Genomic DNA, 17,633 nt, shown 5'->3' on the forward strand with positions numbered 1-17,633 from the left:
TCCTAGCGCAGCAATAACACCGGACCAGTGGCCTTGCGCAGAAGGTGTGTGGTGGTACTGCCTACAAAAAACTGACGGATCCGGGAATGCCCATAAGCGCCCATCACCAGCATGTCGATGCCATGCTGCGCCTGATAGTCCAGCAGAACCTGATCGACGTCTCCCGCACGGATAACGCTATGCACTTCAAAACCCGCGCGCTCAAGGCGTTGCCTGGCAGCGTTCATCGGTTCCTGATGATCTCTGGTGTCAGGACCAACCATCACCAGATGGATAGGCATTCCCTTGAACAACGGGCTTTCGGCCAGCATGTCTACGCCCTTGCGGGTCGTCGCACTGTTATCGAAAGCCAACATGACGCTCGTTGGCCGATGAAAGTCGCCGGACGTGACCAGGATAGGCCGGTGCATGGTGCGGACAACACTCTCAAGATGACTGCCCACGTGGCTGCCCAGCGAGTCGCCCGCTTCGCCCTGCCGACCGATGACCAGCAAGCGGATTTCCGCTTCCAGCTCAAGCAGTGTGTCGGTAAGGCTGCCGTGCCGCTGACGGCTCTGTGGCTCGACGACGCCGGCAGCGCGGGCTCGCTCAGCGGCCGCCTCGAGTAAAAACTGGCCCTGCTCACGCATCAGCTTTCCGCGCCGGGCATCGAGTTCTGCAAGCTCATTCAACAGGTGTTCGCGGCTGCCCAATCCAATATTACCCGACAGATCCGTCACCTGGGGCGCATGGGTATGGTCCAGCACATGCATCAGAGTCAGCGGTGCTGCCAGTTGCAGGCTGGCCCAGGCCGCGTAGTCACAGACCGCGCCGGCTGAGCGGGAGCCGTCAATACAGGCGAGCACATTGAGATTAGTCATTGCCTTGTCTCCTGCAGCTTAATGATCCATCAGCTGGTCTACAGCTTCCGGCTTGTCGTGAACACCAAAACGGTCAACGATGGTTGCGCTGGCCTCGTTGAGCCCACGCACTTCCACCTCGGCGCCTTCCCGGCGCAGCTTGATCACTACCTTGTCCAGTGCCGCAACAGCCGTGATATCCCAGAAATGCGCCCGGGCAAGATCAATGACCACCTTATCAACGGCTTCCTTGAAATCAAACGAGCCAACGAACTTGTCGCTCGAACTGAAGAACACCTGGCCAACAACCTTGTAGGTGCGTTCGCGACCACTGGCCTCCTGTTCACTGCTCACATAGAGGAAATGGCCAATCTTGTTAGCGAAGAACAGCGCCGCCAGCAGCACCCCCACCAGTACGCCATAGGCCAGGTTGTGCGTGGCAACCACCACCGCTACCGTCGAGACCATGACGATATTGGTTGATAGCGGATGCTTCTTCAGGTTGCGTATCGAATCCCAGCTGAAGGTACCGATGGAGACCATGACCATCACCGCAACCAGCGCCGCCATGGGAATCTGTCCGACCCAGTCGCTCAGGAACACCACGAGCAGCAGCAATGCCACGCCCGCGATCAGACAGGACAGCCGGGTGCGCCCCCCGGATTTAACGTTGATCACCGACTGACCAATCATCGCGCAACCGGCCATGCCGCCCAGTAGCCCAGAACCGATATTCGCAATGCCCTGCCCCTTGCATTCACGGTTCTTGTCACTGGACGTATCGGTCAGATCATCCACGATAGTCGCCGTCATCATGGATTCGAGCAAACCAACCACGGCGAGACCTGCCGAATACGGGAAGATGATCATCAGGGTTTCGAGGGTGAGCGGCACCTCCGGCCAAAGGAAAACAGGCAACGTATCGGGCAGCTCTCCCATATCGCTCACCGTGCGAATATCCAGACCCACAACCATGGCCAATGCGGTGAGAACCAGGATGCATACCAACGGCGACGGGATGACCCGGCCGATTGCCGGTACATAGGGAAACAGATAGATGATCGCCAGGCCGCCCGCCGTCATCGCATACACATGCCAGGTGACATTGGTCAGCTCCGGCAACTGGGCCATGAAGATCAGGATCGCCAACGCATTGACGAAACCGGTGACCACCGAACGTGACACGAAGCGCATCAGCGAGCCAAGCTTGAGAAAGCCTGCGGCGATCTGCAGCACACCACAGAGCATCGTCGCGGCAAGCAAGTACTCCAGCCCATGATCCCTGACCAACGTCACCATCAGCAGCGCCATCGCACCCGTAGCCGCGGAAATCATGCCTGGCCGGCCGCCGGTAAAGGCTATCACCACCGCAATACAGAACGATGCGTAAAGGCCAACGCGGGGGTCCACGCCGGCGATGATCGAGAATGCGATGGCCTCGGGAATCAGTGCCAGCGCCACGACCAGACCGCTAAGCAGGTCGCCGCGAATGTTGGAAAACCACTCCTGTTGCACCCTTTCGATCATATTCATTCTCAATCACTGTCCCGTTTTTGTAACACTGCGCACGTCAAAGCCAGTTCACCACCGCAAAATACCCGATGCCCCCCAGCATCAGCGTATAAGGAAAGGCCATTACGACCATGCGGCCATAGGAGAGCCGCACCAACGGCGCAATCGCGGAGGTCAACAGGAACAAGAATGCAGCCTGACCATTCGACGTCGCGACGCTCGGCAAGTTGGTTCCGGTATTGATGGCGATCGCCAGCAACTCGAAATGCTCGCGGCTGATCGAGCCTGCGTCCAGAGCCTGCTTGATCTCGCTGATATACACGGTAGCGACGAAAACGTTATCGCTGATCATCGACAGCACACCGTTGGCCAGAAAGAACATGCCCGGCTGGTCCGATGCCGGCATCGCCAGCACCGCTGTAATAATCGGGCTGAACAGATGCTGCTGATGGATAACAGCCACAATGGCAAAAAACACCACGAGCAAGGAGGTAAAGGGCAACGCTTCCTGAAATGCCTTGCCGATCTGGTGCTCGTCGGTGACCCCGTTGAACGTAGCCATCAGGATAATGGCCATCAGACCAATCAGCCCGACCTCTGCCAGGTGAAACGCCAGACCTATCACCAGCAGCACTGCCGCGACTGCCTGGACGATCAATTGCGCCTTTTGCGCACTTGTGCGTTTCAGCCGCTCACTGGCGGCGAACTCTTCCAGCACGCGCCGTACGTTACGTGGCAATTTGGCGCCGTAGCCGAACCAGCCGGTCTTCTCCAACAACAGACAGGTCAACAACCCTGCCGCCAGCACCGGCATGCTGACTGGCGCCATACGCAGAAAGAATTCGATGAAATCCCATCCCACCACGCCAGCTATCAACAGATTCTGCGGCTCGCCAACCAGGGTGCAGACGCCGCCCAGTGCCGTACCGATGGCACCGTGCATGAGCAGACTGCGGAGAAAGGCGCGGAAGGTTTCCAGATCATTGCGGTGCAGCTCAAGGGGCTCATCCTCCACCTGAACCTCGAGGTTGTCGGCCCGGGCCTTCTCTGGCGCGGACGCGACGCGGTGATAGACCGAGTAGAAACCTACCGCGACGCTGATCACCACCGCGGTAACCGTCAACGCGTCCAGAAATGCCGACATAACCGCTGCGGTCAGTGAGAAGACCAACGCCAGACTGGATTTCGAGCGGACCCCCAACAGAATCCGGGTAAACACCAGGAGCAACAAATCCTTCATGAAATAAATGCCCGCCACCATGAACATCAGCAGCAGGATGACCGGAAAGTTCGCCTGCATCTCGGCGTACAGAGCGTCCGGTGTGGTCATCCCTATAACCAGCGCTTCCAGAGCAAGCAGCCCGCCCGGCAGCAGCGGATAGCATTTCAACGCCATCGCCAGCGTAAAAATGAACTCAACGACCAATAGCCAACCGGTTATATAAGGTCCGGCGACCCACCATACCAGCGGATTCAGTACCAGAAAGGCGACGATAGTTCGCTTGTACCAGGCGGGAGCCTGGCCCATGAAATTATTACGAAAAGCCAGAGACATCGATTGAGACATGGTGATCCCATCCAGAGCGAGCATTGCTTTCAGCCCGCTACGATGAACAAAAAACAACAGATGTGGAGAACGGTAGGTCGAATAAGACCTACTGTTTCAAGCGGCTACTGCTGTCCCTACGCCGGGTAATGACGTACAGGCAGAGCCAGGCGATGAGGTCGCCTCGAGCCGGAGGGGAATACTATGGTGGCGTAACGCCGGGAAAGCAGCGCATTGCAATGGCCTGTGCGAGAAATTAGTGGAGGTTCGTCAGGCGGGCAGAACCCGCCAGCTACAGCAACATCCGACAAATAATTGGTGCGCACCCTATCACATCAGCCTGGATCAGGCTATGCGTTGCTACGCCCCGCCGGGTCCGTTTTGCCCAGGCTTCCGTCCATTGCGCTTATCGGTCTGGCGATACGGACTTTGCGCGACGCTATCCAGGAGACGCCGGTAAAGGCCAGAGCGCCAACGGAATACAAGAAGATGAACGGATCAAGCAGGTAGTCCCAGTAGTTATCCGACGGCTTCACGTCAAGTACGAAGGCACCGGACGCAGCGAGCAGCAGTAACGCGCCAGGTGCATTGCGGATGAACACCATCAAGAGCGTCACTGCCGCGACGCCAACAAGCATGGGCCGCGGAGTAAAGCCCCAGCCGTAGGTATCGATCATGCCCACTCCCATCGCAGCCGGAAACAGCAATGCCCCGGCAATGGCGAAACATATCCATAGCTGCATGAGTCTGGGACGTGACCACGCGGAGATGAAACCCAGTCTCATCAGCGCACCGGCGATCAGCCAGACCATGCTGGTGCATGCCAGATCATCTGTGACGCCGCGCAAATATCCGGCCAGGGACATGCCTTGTATAAGCGGCAGCATGCCCAGAACGGTCAAACCGGCAAGCACACCAAGGCGTCGGTTCCGACTGAGCGCGCCAAGGGGCAATAACAGAAATAGGGTAAGGGAGAAGGTGAGGTACGCTTGCAGACTCAGGAAAATCATAGTTGCGCCTCCACCCACGCAGAGTTGAAGGCAACATGCTTGATGAAGCTGTTGTTCCAGACGTAAACCAGGTGATACCGGCCGTCGCCGGCTCGAATCAGGGAGGGATACTCATACTGGAAATCACACAGGTTGTTTTTGCACATCCGGCGATCGAGCTTCTTCAGGTATTCATCGACCAGCTTCCTGCGGGCGCTCCCGCTGGAGCTGAGGAAATTCGTCTCCAGCATCGGCTCGTAGAGGTGGCGGGGTATAGCATCCCCCTCTGGATCCGGCGAAGCGTCGACCTCGGCAACCATCGACCAGGCCACCAGGTCCACATCTGCCTCGTCCAGTGTCAGTCGGAACCGGCCATCCACAAGGTTGTTTTGTGCAACCAGCAGACTACCCCTGTGCGATTTCACCGCCGCCAGCGACGCGTTGGGGTTCCACGGCGTAACCGGCCATTCAGGTAGCCAGGTTTTCCCGGCATCTTCGGTAATGGTCGCAAGCACGTGGGGGTTCTCGCCAGCCTGACGCAGCAATGCCACCGCCCGCTTGCCGTCAATCGGCACTATGGTGGGCTGTAGGGAGTTGTCGCCATCGGCAATTCGGAACTTGTCCTTGATTCGCCCTTGCGCATCCAGGTAGAGATATTCCGGAAACTTGCCGAGAAACTCGTGATATACCGGCAAACCGATAGAGCCGTCGGCATGGAACACCGGTGAGGTACGCACCAGCGTACTGATATTGACGAAGGGCGACGTCACCAGCTGCCGGGGTTTGGACCAGCTTTCACCGAGGTCCTCGGAAACCATCACATTGATTGCGCTACCCGCCCAGCCACCGACCGAGACAGACACATAGAACAACCAGAGGCGCTCGTCCGGAGCCAAGGCTATGACAGGATTGCCCAGTTTGCGGATAGGCTTGCCTACACTGCGGCGGGTGGTCTCACGATCGACCAATGCCGTCTCGGCACCCCATTGACCGCTCAAGGCGTCGTATCGGGCCGCACGGATATCAACATCTGCTGCGCCTTCGCGCGAACCGGCAAACCAGACGGTAAGCAGGTCGCCATCCGGCAGCGCGGTGACGGACGGCGAGTGCACAAACTCGTCCAGATCAGATGAAGCGAATTGCTGCTCGAACAGGGGGACGTCGTCCAACTGCCGGCTTTCATCGCTAGCCGAAAATTCATAGGTCGCAAAATCGGCCATTGCGTACGGCGGGTGATTCAGCCAGCCCGCGGTGAAGACCGGCACTATCAGGGCAAAGGCCCAGAGCTGCCAACTTCGAGATTCCTTAGAAGACGCCATTGCTTCCTTTATCTTATTTTTCGAGGTGAGAATAAAGCGAACGTGTTCGCCGACAGTGGGCAGCGGATCGCAGCACTATAGCAGGAGAACGCAACGGCGACAGCACCAGCGGACCGGTTTTTGCGCCCAACAATCGGCCGTTCGTCAGGCGCCGGGGCGCATCTTTACTGCACCATCGAGACCATCGGCGCACTGCCCTGCCCCATGGATGCCATGCTACAGTTCCCGAAAATACCAACATCGGAATCATCAATGCTCAACAAGCTAATGCGCTACCGCGCCAGCGGGCGCCGACTGACCGTCGCTGGCGCCAGTCTCGTATTGCTGGCCGCCTGCGCGAATTCATCGATCGAAGCTTCGAGTACACCGGCTTCATCCACTGAAGTTGCTGCCCAGCAGGAGCAGCAGCAGCCCAGTTTTGCCGAATGGCGCGCGCAATTCCGCGAAGAAGCACTCGCCGCCGGCATTCGCCCCGCGGTATTCGACAACGCGTTCAAGGGCATCGAGCCGGATCCATCAATCATCCGGGCCGACCAGAGCCAGCCGGAGTTCACTCGCCCGGTCTGGCAGTATCTGGACGGAGCTGTGTCGCCACAGCGGCTGGCGCAGGGTCGCCGGGCGCTATCGCAGTACGCAGACACACTGGATGCCATCGAGCAGCGTTACGGCGTCAGCCGTCATGTTCTGGTGGCCATCTGGGGCCTGGAAAGCAACTTCGGTAACAACATCGGTGACAAGTCAGTGATCCGCTCGCTGGCCACCCTGGCGCACGAGGGCCGCCGTCCGACATTTGCACATACCCAGCTCATTGAAGCGCTCAGAATCCTGCAACAGGGGGACGTTCCACCGTCGCAGCTGCTCGGATCATGGGCCGGCGCAATGGGCCAGACACAGTTCATTCCCAGCACCTTCAACAGCTATGCCGTGGACTTTGACAGTGACGGCCGTCGCGATATCTGGCAATCGCCGGCCGATGCATTAGGATCGGCTGCCAACTATCTGTCCAACTCGAACTGGCAACGCGGAACGCCCTGGGGAACCGAGGTGAAGCTGCCCAGGGATTTCGATTTCGCGCTGGCCGATATGGCCATTCGCAAGCCGGTATCCGAGTGGGTGTCGCTCGGTGTAAGCGCGAGCTCAGAATCGGCCGTACCGTCCCGCCTGGGCGACAAGGAGGCGTCCTTGCTGTTGCCTGCAGGCTATCGCGGCCCGGCCTTCCTTGTCACCGGCAATTTCCGCAGCATTCTGCGCTACAACAATTCGACCAGTTACGCACTGGCGATTGGCCTGATGTCTGATCGGTTGCAGGACAGAGACGATATCCAGGCCAGTTGGCCGCGGGACGACCGTCCACTCTCGCGCACCGAACGTATCGAACTTCAGGAGCGCCTGGATGCAGTCGGTTTCGATCCGGGCGACGCTGATGGGATTATTGGCGCCAATACCCGCAAGGCAATTCGCCGTTTTCAGAACAGCCTGGGAGTGCCCGCTGACGGCTATCCCACATATGCCCTGCTGGAGCGTCTACGGGAACGTTGAGCACCGGATACGGCTGGACCGGACGCAGCCGGCATTGCGCCGATCCAGCCCGCTCGGCAAAGGCCTGTGTTAAACTCGGCCGAAATACAAGGACCTGACCGGTCACCGATAATCATTGAATCGGCTTCATTCAACAGGAGCGAAGGCCATCCATGAGTGACGAAGTCTCCAAGCATGTCGCCAGTGGCGAGAAGTTTCGCAATTCGCAAGGCATACGCGCCATCAAGGATGGTCAGAAGCGACGTGCCGGAGAAGCCGAACCGGTTATTTTCGAGCCGAAGCCCAAATGGCTGCGCGCACGAATCCCGGCAGGCGATCGGTTCGAGGCCGTAAAGGCCAACGTCACCTCTCACAAGCTAAGCACGGTCTGCCAGGAATCGCATTGCCCCAACATGGGCGAATGCTGGACCAATGGCACCGCCACCATCATGCTGATGGGCTCCGTATGCACCCGGGCATGCCGCTTTTGCGCCGTCGATACCGGCAACCCAAACGGCTGGCTGGACCAGGACGAGCCGGAAAATACCGCCAAGTCTGTTGAGCTCATGGGCCTGCGCTACATCGTGCTGACATCGGTCGACCGTGACGATTTGCCCGACGGCGGAGCCAACCACTACGCCGCTGCCGTGCGCGCCATCAAGCTGCGCACGCCGCAGGTGGTGGTTGAAGCCCTCACGCCGGATTTCAATGGCGTGCACAGCGCTATCGAAGCGGTGGTTGATTCAGGCCTTGAAGTGTTTGCGCAGAATGTCGAAACAGTCGAGCGCCTGACCCATGAAGTGCGCGACCCCCGCGCCGGTTATCGCAAGACGCTTGATGTATTGGCACATGCCAAGCAGCACCGCCCGGATGTGATCACCAAGACCAGCCTGATGCTGGGGCTGGGCGAAACCGATGAGGAAATCCTCGCCACCTTTGATGATTTGCGTGCCATAGGAGTGGATATCGTCACTCTGGGGCAGTATCTGCGCCCGACCAAAAACCACCTGTCGGTCAAGCGCTGGGTTACTCCTGAGGAATTCAACCGTTATCGGGAAATCGGTCTTGCCAAGGGTTTCATGGAGGTCCCTTCCGGGCCGCTGGTGCGCTCGAGCTATCGCGCCGACCGGGTGTTCGAAAAGAATAACCTGGGTCTCGCCGAACCTGCTTCGGTTCCAGGCCAGACACCGCAGTCAGACCTGATTCCCATCCGCTCGCTCAGCTGAGCATCCGCTGTGGTTGGCGGATTTGCGCCGCCAACCACAGGCCGATTCCGCCCGCCATCAGAACCAGCGCTCAGACGTAGCCAAGCTGCCTCTTGAGATGGCCCGTGAGTCGCGCGCCGACTTCAGCGATATCGGGCGAACGACCAACAAGCTCACGCATCTGCGTAATGGCCAGCCCCGCATAACCACAGGGATTGATGCGGCTAAAGGGTTCCAGATCCATATCCACGTTCAGCGCCAGGCCGTGAAAGGAGCAACCACGACGGATGCGCAGGCCCAGCGAGGCGATCTTGGCTGCATCTACGTATACTCCCGGAGCGTCAGCACGCGGCGCAGCAGCAATGGCATAGTCGGCCAGCATATCCACCAGACCCTGCTCCATAGCGGTGACCAGCTCCCGGACGCCGATCCCGAGTCGCCGGATATCAATCAGCAGGTAAGCGACCAGTTGACCAGGTCCGTGATAGGTGACCTGCCCGCCACGCTCGACGCTGACCACAGGAATGTTCCCCGCCGCCAGCACATGCTCGGCCTTGCCGGCCTGGCCCTGGGTAAACACCGAAGGGTGCTGCAACAGCCAGATCTCGTCCGGCGTGTCGCTATCGCGCTCGGCAGTGAAAGCGCGCATCGCCTCCAGGGTTGGCTGATAGTCCACCAACCCCAGTTCACGGATTATCAGCTGCGTCATCAGAGAACCATTTGCACCCGGCCAGAGGCTTTCAGCTCAGCATTCAGAGCCTCAAGCTGATCCGGCCCAGTCGCAGTAATGACCATTCGGATTGATACAAAGCGACCGTTCTTGCTGTCACGCACATCAATCGCGTTGCGGTCGAGACCAGGCGCGTGGCGCTCGACGATCTCGCTGACCAGCTCGACGAAGCCATCCCCGGCAGCACCGATCACTTTGATCGGGTACTGACACGGGAACTCGATACGTGGCGCATCGGTAGTCGGATCACTCATAGGATTCCTCCGGTTCAGTCAAACAGCCCGTAAAAGAACAAGCGAATGCTGTCCCACAGACGACCAAAGATTCCGGCCTCCTCGACGTCGGTAAGCGCGACCAGCGGGGCGGCATGCACCACTTCTTCACCATCACGCACTTCTACCTGTCCGAGTACGTCGCCGGCGGCGATGGGCGCCTTGATGCGGCTGTTCATGGCGATACTGGCTTCAAGTTTTTCGAGCTGCCCCTTCGGCAGAGTCAGAACCAGACCTTCGCTGAGACCCACATCAACAGCATCCTGCTGCCCAGCCCAGACGCGTGCCTGGGACAGTACCTCGCCGGCTTCGTAGAACGTCCGGGTCTCGAAGAAACGGAAGCCCCAGGTCAGTAGCTTCTGGGTTTCGGCCGCGCGCGCTGCTTCGCTGCTCGTACCCATTACCACCGAAATCAGACGCATATCATCACGCTTGGCCGAAGCCACCAGACAATAGCCGGCCTCCTCGGTGTGCCCGGTTTTTAGGCCATCTACAGTACTGTCGCGCCAGAGCATCAGGTTACGATTGGGCTGTTTGATGCCCTGCCACAGGAACTCCTTTTCCTTGTAGATGCTGTAGTGCTTCGGGTCGTCGCGAATAATCGCCTTGGCCAGGATAGCCAGGTCGCGAGCACTGGAAACATGCCCCTCAGCTGGCCAGCCGGTGGAGTTCTTGAAATGCGTATTGGTCATGCCGAGGCGCTGGGCATGGGCGTTCATCAGGTCTGCAAAGGCTTCCTCGCTACCGGCGATATGCTCAGCCAGGGCAATGCTCGCATCGTTACCGGACTGGATGATGATGCCGCGCAGCAGATCGATCACCCGAACCTGGGCACCCACTTCGATGAACATCTTGGAACCGCCCTTGCGCCAGGCCTTTTCGCTGACCAGCACCATATCCTCCTCCTTGATCTGACCGCGTAGGATCTCAAGGCTGGCGATGTAGCTGGTCATCATCTTGGTCAGGCTGGCCGGAGGTAGCGCCTCATCCGCGTTGTGCTCGATCAGCACCTCCCCGCTGGCGGCATCTACCAGCAAGTAGCTACTTGCGGCCAGCGTTGGCGCCGTCGGCACGATGGGCATCGAGGCAGCAGCCGGCCCCGGCACGGGGGTGGGTGTCGGGGTTTGCGCCATGACTACACAGGAAGCAAGCGCAGTGCCGGTAATCAGCACGGTCTGGATGAATTTTTTAAGCATGATACTCACGTAGGTAAAGGTACTGGGCTAAATGATCAGTTGGATGTAACCAGGGTGGCCTGGCCCAGGTCCGCCAGGCGAAGCGCTTCGATCAACTTCTGCGCCTCGTCATGATTGGCTACCGGACCAAGACGGACCCGATGGAATGTTCCGGTTGGCTGTTGAACCGGCGTCACGAACACGGTCGCATTGACGGTACTCTGTAAGCGCGTGCGCAGCTGTTCTGCCGCCTGACTCGACGAGAAAGCGCCGACCTGCAAAAACATCTGTTCGCCTGGCTGGGACGCTAGCGTCTCCACCGGCGGGGCTTTCTTGACCAGGTATCCCGGGTTGTTCTGCTGCTGCCAGGCCACCGGATCAATCCCTTCGACCAGCACCTGCGCGGTGCCCTTGTCGGCAAAACCCAGCTTTTTGGCCGCAGCGTAGGACAGATCAATGATACGGTCTGAATAAAACGGGCCACGGTCATTCACGCGGACGATAACCGTACGCTTGTTCTCGAGGTTGGTGACCCTGACATAGGTCGGCAGCGGCAACGTCTTGTGCGCGGCGGTCATTCCATACAGGTCATAATCTTCGCCGTTGGCGGTGTGCTGACCATGAAACTTGGTTCCATACCATGAAGCCGGGCCCGTTTCGCGGTAGCTCCGCCCGTCCTGCATCGGGGTGTAATCTTTCCCCAGAACCCGATAAGGCGCTGCCTTGTAGCGGCCTGTATGCGGCACCGGTACTGCGTCGGGAATGGTCGACACATCAACGATGTGGGTCGGCGCACCATCATGAAGGGGTCGCAACAGCGGCTTGCTTACCGCACCCGATCCGCTACCGGTAGGCGGCGCAGAAGAGCAGCCGGCAAGCACTCCGAGCAGCAGCGACGCCGCACCAATCTTAAGGCGGCTCAGGGTTGGCGTTGTCATAGATCTCTGGCCTCGCGTATCAGGTCAGCTAGTTGATGAACTACCATGGCATACATCACACTCCGGTTGTAGCGGGTGATGACGTGCAGATTATGTAGCCCGATCCAGTATTGCATCGACTCGCCTGCGTCGAACTCAAAAGCCATGACTTCGGCCTCGTCTGCCAGCGCGTGCTGGATGTCCCAACCGAGTTCCTTCAACGCAGCCACGCTGCGCCGCGCCTCAAGCCCTTCCGCAATAGTCAGGCCTTTGTCAAACTGCTCACCTGACACCGTAGCCGGAACAGCGACGGTCTCGCCATGCTTCCACTTGTGCTCAGCAAAGTAGTTCGCGACGCTGCCAATGGCGTCGACCTGATTGTTCCAGATATCAACCTGGCCATCATCATTGAAATCAACTGCAAAGGCCTGATAACTGCTGGGGATGAATTGCGGGAAACCCATCGCTCCGGCATAGGATCCGGTGAGACTGAGCGGGTCGACTTGCTGTTCACGCGCCAACACCAGGTAGGATTTCAACTGGCGGCGAAAGAAGTCCGCCCGCGGCGGATAGTCGAAGCCCAGCGTGGTCAACGCATCGATAACCCGGTGGCTGCCCTTGTTGCCGCCGTAGAAGGTTTCCACTCCGATAATGGCAACAATCACCTCCGGCTCCACGCCGTATTCCTGCTCGGCACGGGCCAGCGCCTCGGCGTTGCGCTCCCAGAACTCGACGCCGCCAGCGATCCGCTTGTCGGTGATGAATATCTTCCGGTACTCGTGCCAGGGCCGGACCCGCTCAGCCGGACGCGAAATAGCATCAATGATGCTTTGCTTACGTTCCGCCTGGGCCAGCAGACTTCCGATATATTTCGGAGGAAAGCCATGCTCCGCCTGCATCTCCGCAACGAAGGGCGCAACCGCCGGATGCTCTTCGCCATAATCGGCAGCCAGCAACAATGGGCTGAACCCGGCCAACACGACGGCTGCAGTTTTATGCCGCAACCATCCGCTCACAGTATTTAACATGCAGAATCCTGATTCCCGGAACAGCTTGATCATCTTCCCTGTGCCATCCACTTGTGGTGCGTATGGATCGACATCAGGATGCCAAAACCTGCCAACAGTGTTACCAGCGAGGTGCCGCCGTAACTTATCAGCGGCAAGGGTACGCCGACCACCGGCAACAGGCCACTCACCATCCCGATATTGACGAAAACATATACAAAAAATGTCAGCGTGACACTACCTGCGAGCAGCTTGGAAAAATTGTCATGGGCATGCTGTGCGATATACAGACCACGCAACACGATCAGCAAATACACTACCAGCAGCAGACACACACCGACCATGCCGAACTCTTCGGCCAGCGCGGCGATGATGAAGTCGGTATGGCCTTCGGGCAGAAAATCCAGGTGTGACTGAGTCCCCTGCAGCCAGCCCTTGCCGAGCACGCCTCCCGAACCTATCGCGGCCTTCGACTGAATAATGTTCCAGCCGGCACCGAGCGGATCACTCTCCGGATTGAGGAAGGTCAGTACGCGTCGTTTCTGATACTCATGCATGCCAAAAAACCACATGCCGACCGCCGCCGGCACCAGCAACACCGCAGCGCCAAGAATATAGCGCCAGCGCAACCCCGCAAGCAGTATCGCAAAGATGCCGGAGCTGGCAATCAACAGTGAGGTTCCAAGATCCGGCTGCTTGAGAATCAACAATACAGGCAGCCCGATAATCAGCAGACTGAAGCAGACATATTTGAAGTTGGGTGGCAATTCGCGACGGGCAAGATACCAGGCCACGCTCATTGGCATGATCAGCTTCATGATTTCCGAGGGCTGAAAACGCATCAACCCGGGAATACTCAGCCAACGCTGGGCACCCTTTGCCTGCACGCCGATCAACAGCACAGCGACCAGCAATAGAACCGCGCCGACATAGGCGAAAGGAACCCAACGCTGCATGAAGCGCGGTTGAAACTGGGCGATGACTATCATGACCGCTATGCCTACCGCGTAAGCCGCACCCTGCCGATAAAGCATGGCCATATTCATGCTACTAGCGGAATACAGTACAAAACTGGCCACTCCGGCAAGGGTCAACACCAGCAGCAAGAGCCAGGGATCAATGTGCAGCCGTTGCCATAGCGGCTCGCGACGCTGCAGCCCCTTCTCTCCGCCGGTGATTGCTCGGGTGCTCGCCCAGGATTTCATGGTTGCACCTCGGCGGTCACTTCGTCGGCTTCCTCTTCATCAATCTGTTCTTCCTCGGGCAACAACCAGGCATCGAATAACTGACGGGCCACTGGCGCTGCGACGCGACCGCCCGACTCACCGTTCTCAACCATGACCGCCACGGCAACGCGTGGTGCATCGGCCGGTGCGAAACCGACATACAGAGCGTGGTCTCGATGACGCTCAGCCAGGCTGGCAGAATCGTAGCGCTCCCCCTGAGCGATGGCGACTACCTGCGCCGTGCCGGTTTTTCCGGCGATACGGTAAGGCGCACCGAGAGCGGCCGCACGCGACGTGCCGTGGGGAGCATGCATGACATCTTCCAGTGCTTCGGTAATGAAATTCCAGTCGTCCGGATTCTTCAATTCGATGTTGTCCGGGGTATCGGACTCATCCGGCAGCACCCCTTCGGCATGCATCATCAACCGCGGTCTACGCCACACTCCCCTGTTTGCAATCAGAGCAGTGGACTGCGCCAGTTGCAAGGGGGTGGCAAGCATATATCCCTGCCCGATCCCGGTTATTACCGTCTCGCCCGGATACCAGGGTTGCCGGCGCGCAGCCCGCTTCCACTCACGGGACGGCATCAACCCTGCAGCCTCTTCAAACATATCCAGTGAAACACGAGTTCCCAGCCCGAATCGGGTCAGGTACTCATGCATACGGTCGATGCCCAGCTTGTGCGCCAAATCGTAGAAATAGGTGTCATTGGAGCGCGCGATCGCGCGCCGCATATCCACCCAACCATCCCCGCCGCGGTTCCAGTTGCGATACTTGTGGCTGTGGTTCGGTAGCTGGAAAAAACCGGGATCAAACACCCGGTTGTTCCGCCCTACCGTGCCGGTATCCAGGCCGGCGATGGCAATCAGCTGTTTGATGGTCGAGCCTGGCGGATAAAGCCCGCGCAGAACGCGATTGAACAGCGGCTGATCAAGCGAATCCCGCAGCGCGCCATAATCGGCGTAGCTTATGCCGGTTACGAACAGATTAGGATCAAACCCCGGCTGGCTGACATAGGCCAACACACCGCCGGTTTCCGGCTCGATGGCAATGACCGCACCCCGGCGTTTACCCAGCGCCTGCTCGGCAACCGCCTGCAGACGGCTGTCCAGGTGCAGGGTCAGGTCCCGTCCAGGCACCGGGTCAGTACGGTCGAGCACGCGTAGGACCCGGCCCCGTGCGTTGGTTTCGACTTCCTCATAACCGACCTTCCCGTGCAACAGATCTTCATAGAAATGCTCGATGCCCGTCTTGCCAATATAGTGGGTGCCGGCGTAAGCGACCTGATCGATCCGCTGCATTTCCTTGTCGTTGATACGCCCGACATAGCCCACCGCATGGGCAAAATGCTCACCCAGCGGATAATGCCGCACGAAGCTCGCCTGTACCTCAACACCCGGCAAGCGGAAACGATTGACGCCGACGCGCGCGATCTGCTCGTCATCGAGTCCGAACATGACCGGAATCGACTCGAAGGGTCGACGTGATTGCATCAGTCGCCGTTGCGCACGCTCGATTTCCTCGTCGTCAAGCTCCAGCAGCAACTTCAGCAACGCAAAGGTCGCTGGCACGTCAGGGGTACGTTCCCGGGTGATATTCAGACTGAAACTCGGCCGATTCTCCGCCAACACCACGCCATTGCGGTCGTAGATCCTGCCTCGAGAGGGCGGGATCGGCTGCACATGGACGCGGTTGTTCTCGGACAGCGTGGAATGATGCTCGAACTGGATCACCTGCAGGTAATACATCCGCGCGACCAGCGCCAGCAACAGCAGGACAACCACCGCCGCAGCCAGTAACAGCCGCTGCCGGACGATGCCCGCATCCTTGCTATGGTCCTTGAGGTGAATCGGTTTGGCCATGTATCACTTATGGTAAGGGTGGCGGTTCAGAACGGTCCAGGCGCGGTAAATCTGTTCGGCCAGCAGTATACGCACCAGTGGATGCGGAAGCGTCAGCGCCGAAAGCGACCAACGTTGATCGCTTCTGGCCGCAACGTCCTCAGCAAGGCCTTCCGGCCCACCCACCATAAGGTTGACGTTGCGTGCTTCAAGGCGCCAGCGTTCGAGTTGCTCGGCGAGCTGTTCGGTGGACCAGTTTTTCCCGGTCACCTCAAGCGTAACGATACGGTCACCTGGTTGAGTCGCGGCCAGCATCTGCTCGCCCTCACGGCGCATCAACCTGGCGACATCGGCGTTCTTTCCCCTGGTAGACAGGGGAATTTCGATCAGATCCAGCGGCAGATCAGCAGGCATGCGCTTGGCGTATTCCTGATATCCCTCGACCACCCAGCGCGGCATACGTGACGCCACGCTGATCAAGCGTATACGCAACCCGGTTTACTCTGAATCGGAGGCGGACTGTTGCTGTTCGCGGCGGGATTCGGCGCTCTGCCACAGGCGCTCCAGGTCATAAAACTGGCGTGTCGCCGGCTGCATGACGTGAACAACGACGTCACCGAGGTCGACCAGCACCCATTCACCGGAATCCTTGCCTTCGACGCCCAGCGGACGACAGCCGGCTTCCTTCGCCTTCTCAACGACAGTGTCACTCAGCGAGCTGACATGCCGGTTGGAGGTGCCGCTGGCGATGATCATGAAATCTGTCACACTGGTCAGCTCACGCACGTCGATGCGTACCACATCCTTGGCCTTGAGCTCATCCAATGCACTTTCTACTACTTGGACCAGGTCATCAATCTGCATGCGGGGGTAAATCCTCATTAAGTGGGCCGATATAGCCCATTGGTTTCAATATAGCCAAGCACGGAGCCCGGTAACAGGAAGCGTGGAGAGCGGTTTGCAGCAATCAAGCCGCGAATATGGGAAGCGGAGATCGCCAGGGGGGTCTGGGTCAGGCCGACAATCTGTCCATGGCAGGCGGTAGCCTCGGAGGGATCGTTAACACTACGTCCGGCCATCAGGTCCTTGAGCACCTCTGGCGCGTCGAGATCATAGTCGGGTCGCTGCAAAACCACCAGACTCGCCAGATCGAGCAGCTCAGTCCAGCGATACCAGCCCGGCAAGCCACAGAACGCATCCCAGCCCACCACCATGAACAAGGCTACGTCATTGCCCAGTTCAACCCGAAGCGATTCAAGGGTCTCCACTGTATAGGAGGGACGTTCGCGGCGCAGCTCCCGGTCATCGACTACCAGCCCGTCAGCATGCTGGACCGCCAGCTTCACCATATCCAGCCGCTGTTCAGCGGTGGCACCGGGCACGTCACGATGCGGCGGGCGGGCGCTGGGGATAAGTCTCAGCTCATCCAGCCCCAACCACTCGTGCACCTCAAGCGCGCTGCGCAGATGCCCATTATGAACCGGATCGAAGGTACCTCCGAACAGGCCAATGCGGCGGGTCATATAGGGTCTGGTGC

The 17,633-nt window shown here is 58.9% G+C and carries 16 protein-coding genes and 1 pseudogene; 2 read left to right on the top strand and 15 right to left on the bottom strand.

Annotation, left to right across the window (positions count from 1 at the left end; translation table 11 throughout):
* Window positions 1-2 precede the first annotated feature (2 nt).
* The 5 genes from G3M63_RS18665 to G3M63_RS18685 all read right to left on the bottom strand — a co-directional run bounded on the left by G3M63_RS18665 (window position 3) and on the right by G3M63_RS18685 (window position 6,205).
* Entirely contained in the window at window positions 3-860 is an 858-nt protein-coding gene (locus G3M63_RS18665) for a universal stress protein (RefSeq protein ID WP_150299677.1), read from the bottom strand.
* Between the two features lie 18 nt (window positions 861-878).
* Window positions 879-2,366, bottom strand: a complete 1,488-nt coding sequence (locus G3M63_RS18670; RefSeq protein WP_150299761.1) for a SulP family inorganic anion transporter — start codon at window positions 2,364-2,366, stop codon at window positions 879-881.
* A 43-nt stretch (window positions 2,367-2,409) separates the two neighbouring features.
* Window positions 2,410-3,918 (bottom strand): sodium/proton antiporter NhaB, encoded by a 1,509-nt coding sequence (gene nhaB, locus G3M63_RS18675; protein ID WP_150299676.1) that lies wholly within the window; start codon window positions 3,916-3,918, stop codon window positions 2,410-2,412.
* Window positions 3,919-4,247: 329 nt separating this feature from the next.
* Entirely contained in the window at window positions 4,248-4,907 is a 660-nt protein-coding gene (locus tag G3M63_RS18680; protein WP_150299675.1) for a hypothetical protein, read from the bottom strand.
* Window positions 4,904-6,205 (bottom strand): exo-alpha-sialidase, encoded by a 1,302-nt coding sequence (locus G3M63_RS18685; protein ID WP_150299674.1) that lies wholly within the window; start codon window positions 6,203-6,205, stop codon window positions 4,904-4,906. Before G3M63_RS18685 ends, G3M63_RS18680 begins: the two co-directional genes overlap by 4 nt.
* Window positions 6,206-6,457: 252 nt before the next feature.
* Between G3M63_RS18685 and G3M63_RS18690 the strand changes: the two genes are divergently transcribed.
* A complete protein-coding gene (locus G3M63_RS18690) occupies window positions 6,458-7,744 on the top strand; it encodes a lytic murein transglycosylase (RefSeq protein WP_150299673.1) in 1,287 nt (428 codons plus the stop codon).
* A 152-nt stretch (window positions 7,745-7,896) separates the two neighbouring features.
* On the top strand, window positions 7,897-8,949 hold the full coding sequence (gene lipA / locus G3M63_RS18695; RefSeq protein WP_150299672.1) for a lipoyl synthase: 1,053 nt from the start codon (window positions 7,897-7,899) through the stop codon (window positions 8,947-8,949).
* A 70-nt stretch (window positions 8,950-9,019) separates the two neighbouring features.
* On the opposite strand, the gene lipB is transcribed toward lipA, so the two are convergent.
* From lipB to nadD, 10 genes and pseudogenes are all read right to left on the bottom strand, one after another.
* Window positions 9,020-9,637 (bottom strand): lipoyl(octanoyl) transferase LipB, encoded by a 618-nt coding sequence (lipB, locus tag G3M63_RS18700; RefSeq protein WP_150299671.1) that lies wholly within the window; start codon window positions 9,635-9,637, stop codon window positions 9,020-9,022.
* Window positions 9,637-9,912 carry a YbeD family protein gene (locus G3M63_RS18705; protein WP_150299670.1) on the bottom strand — a complete coding sequence of 92 codons (276 nt, stop codon included), beginning with the start codon at window positions 9,910-9,912 and terminating at the stop codon, window positions 9,637-9,639. The genes lipB and G3M63_RS18705 overlap by 1 nt, the downstream gene beginning before the upstream one ends.
* A 14-nt stretch (window positions 9,913-9,926) precedes the next feature.
* Window positions 9,927-10,994, bottom strand: a pseudogene (locus G3M63_RS18710) (D-alanyl-D-alanine carboxypeptidase family protein); the annotation flags it as partial.
* Window positions 10,995-11,161: 167 nt separating this feature from the next.
* A complete protein-coding gene (locus tag G3M63_RS18715) occupies window positions 11,162-12,043 on the bottom strand; it encodes a septal ring lytic transglycosylase RlpA family protein (protein ID WP_150299669.1) in 882 nt (293 codons plus the stop codon).
* A complete protein-coding gene (gene mltB / locus G3M63_RS18720; RefSeq protein WP_150299668.1) occupies window positions 12,040-13,050 on the bottom strand; it encodes a lytic murein transglycosylase B in 1,011 nt (336 codons plus the stop codon). The genes G3M63_RS18715 and mltB overlap by 4 nt, the downstream gene beginning before the upstream one ends.
* Window positions 13,051-13,079: 29 nt before the next feature.
* Window positions 13,080-14,234 (bottom strand): rod shape-determining protein RodA, encoded by a 1,155-nt coding sequence (gene rodA / locus G3M63_RS18725; protein ID WP_150299667.1) that lies wholly within the window; start codon window positions 14,232-14,234, stop codon window positions 13,080-13,082.
* Window positions 14,231-16,117 (bottom strand): penicillin-binding protein 2, encoded by a 1,887-nt coding sequence (gene mrdA, locus G3M63_RS18730; RefSeq protein WP_150299666.1) that lies wholly within the window; start codon window positions 16,115-16,117, stop codon window positions 14,231-14,233. The genes rodA and mrdA overlap by 4 nt, the downstream gene beginning before the upstream one ends.
* A gap of 3 nt (window positions 16,118-16,120) precedes the next feature.
* A complete protein-coding gene (rlmH, locus tag G3M63_RS18735) occupies window positions 16,121-16,588 on the bottom strand; it encodes a 23S rRNA (pseudouridine(1915)-N(3))-methyltransferase RlmH (protein ID WP_150299665.1) in 468 nt (155 codons plus the stop codon).
* 6 nt (window positions 16,589-16,594) lie between these two features.
* Window positions 16,595-16,960 (bottom strand): ribosome silencing factor, encoded by a 366-nt coding sequence (rsfS, locus tag G3M63_RS18740; protein ID WP_150299664.1) that lies wholly within the window; start codon window positions 16,958-16,960, stop codon window positions 16,595-16,597.
* 17 nt (window positions 16,961-16,977) lie between these two features.
* Entirely contained in the window at window positions 16,978-17,619 is a 642-nt protein-coding gene (nadD, locus tag G3M63_RS18745; RefSeq protein WP_150299663.1) for a nicotinate-nucleotide adenylyltransferase, read from the bottom strand.
* Window positions 17,620-17,633: the final 14 nt, after the last annotated feature.

The sequence above is a fragment of the Pseudomonas sp. OIL-1 genome (assembly GCF_010669185.1).
Classification (GTDB): Bacteria; Pseudomonadota; Gammaproteobacteria; order Pseudomonadales; family Pseudomonadaceae; genus Halopseudomonas; species Halopseudomonas profundi.

Coding starts and splice junctions, on each gene's coding strand:
- G3M63_RS18705 (WP_150299670.1), bottom strand. CDS start 9,912: ATGAGTGATCCGACTACCGATGCGCCACGTATCGAGTTCCCGTGTCAG.
- G3M63_RS18670 (WP_150299761.1), bottom strand. CDS start 2,366: ATGATCGAAAGGGTGCAACAGGAGTGGTTTTCCAACATTCGCGGCGAC.
- G3M63_RS18690 (WP_150299673.1), top strand. CDS start 6,458: ATGCTCAACAAGCTAATGCGCTACCGCGCCAGCGGGCGCCGACTGACC.
- G3M63_RS18680 (WP_150299675.1), bottom strand. CDS start 4,907: ATGATTTTCCTGAGTCTGCAAGCGTACCTCACCTTCTCCCTTACCCTA.
- lipA (WP_150299672.1), top strand. CDS start 7,897: ATGAGTGACGAAGTCTCCAAGCATGTCGCCAGTGGCGAGAAGTTTCGC.
- G3M63_RS18685 (WP_150299674.1), bottom strand. CDS start 6,205: ATGGCGTCTTCTAAGGAATCTCGAAGTTGGCAGCTCTGGGCCTTTGCC.
- nadD (WP_150299663.1), bottom strand. CDS start 17,619: ATGACCCGCCGCATTGGCCTGTTCGGAGGTACCTTCGATCCGGTTCAT.
- mrdA (WP_150299666.1), bottom strand. CDS start 16,117: ATGGCCAAACCGATTCACCTCAAGGACCATAGCAAGGATGCGGGCATC.
- nhaB (WP_150299676.1), bottom strand. CDS start 3,918: ATGTCTCAATCGATGTCTCTGGCTTTTCGTAATAATTTCATGGGCCAG.
- mltB (WP_150299668.1), bottom strand. CDS start 13,050: ATGTTAAATACTGTGAGCGGATGGTTGCGGCATAAAACTGCAGCCGTC.
- lipB (WP_150299671.1), bottom strand. CDS start 9,637: ATGACGCAGCTGATAATCCGTGAACTGGGGTTGGTGGACTATCAGCCA.
- G3M63_RS18665 (WP_150299677.1), bottom strand. CDS start 860: ATGACTAATCTCAATGTGCTCGCCTGTATTGACGGCTCCCGCTCAGCC.
- G3M63_RS18715 (WP_150299669.1), bottom strand. CDS start 12,043: ATGACAACGCCAACCCTGAGCCGCCTTAAGATTGGTGCGGCGTCGCTG.
- rsfS (WP_150299664.1), bottom strand. CDS start 16,960: ATGCAGATTGATGACCTGGTCCAAGTAGTAGAAAGTGCATTGGATGAG.
- rodA (WP_150299667.1), bottom strand. CDS start 14,234: ATGAAATCCTGGGCGAGCACCCGAGCAATCACCGGCGGAGAGAAGGGG.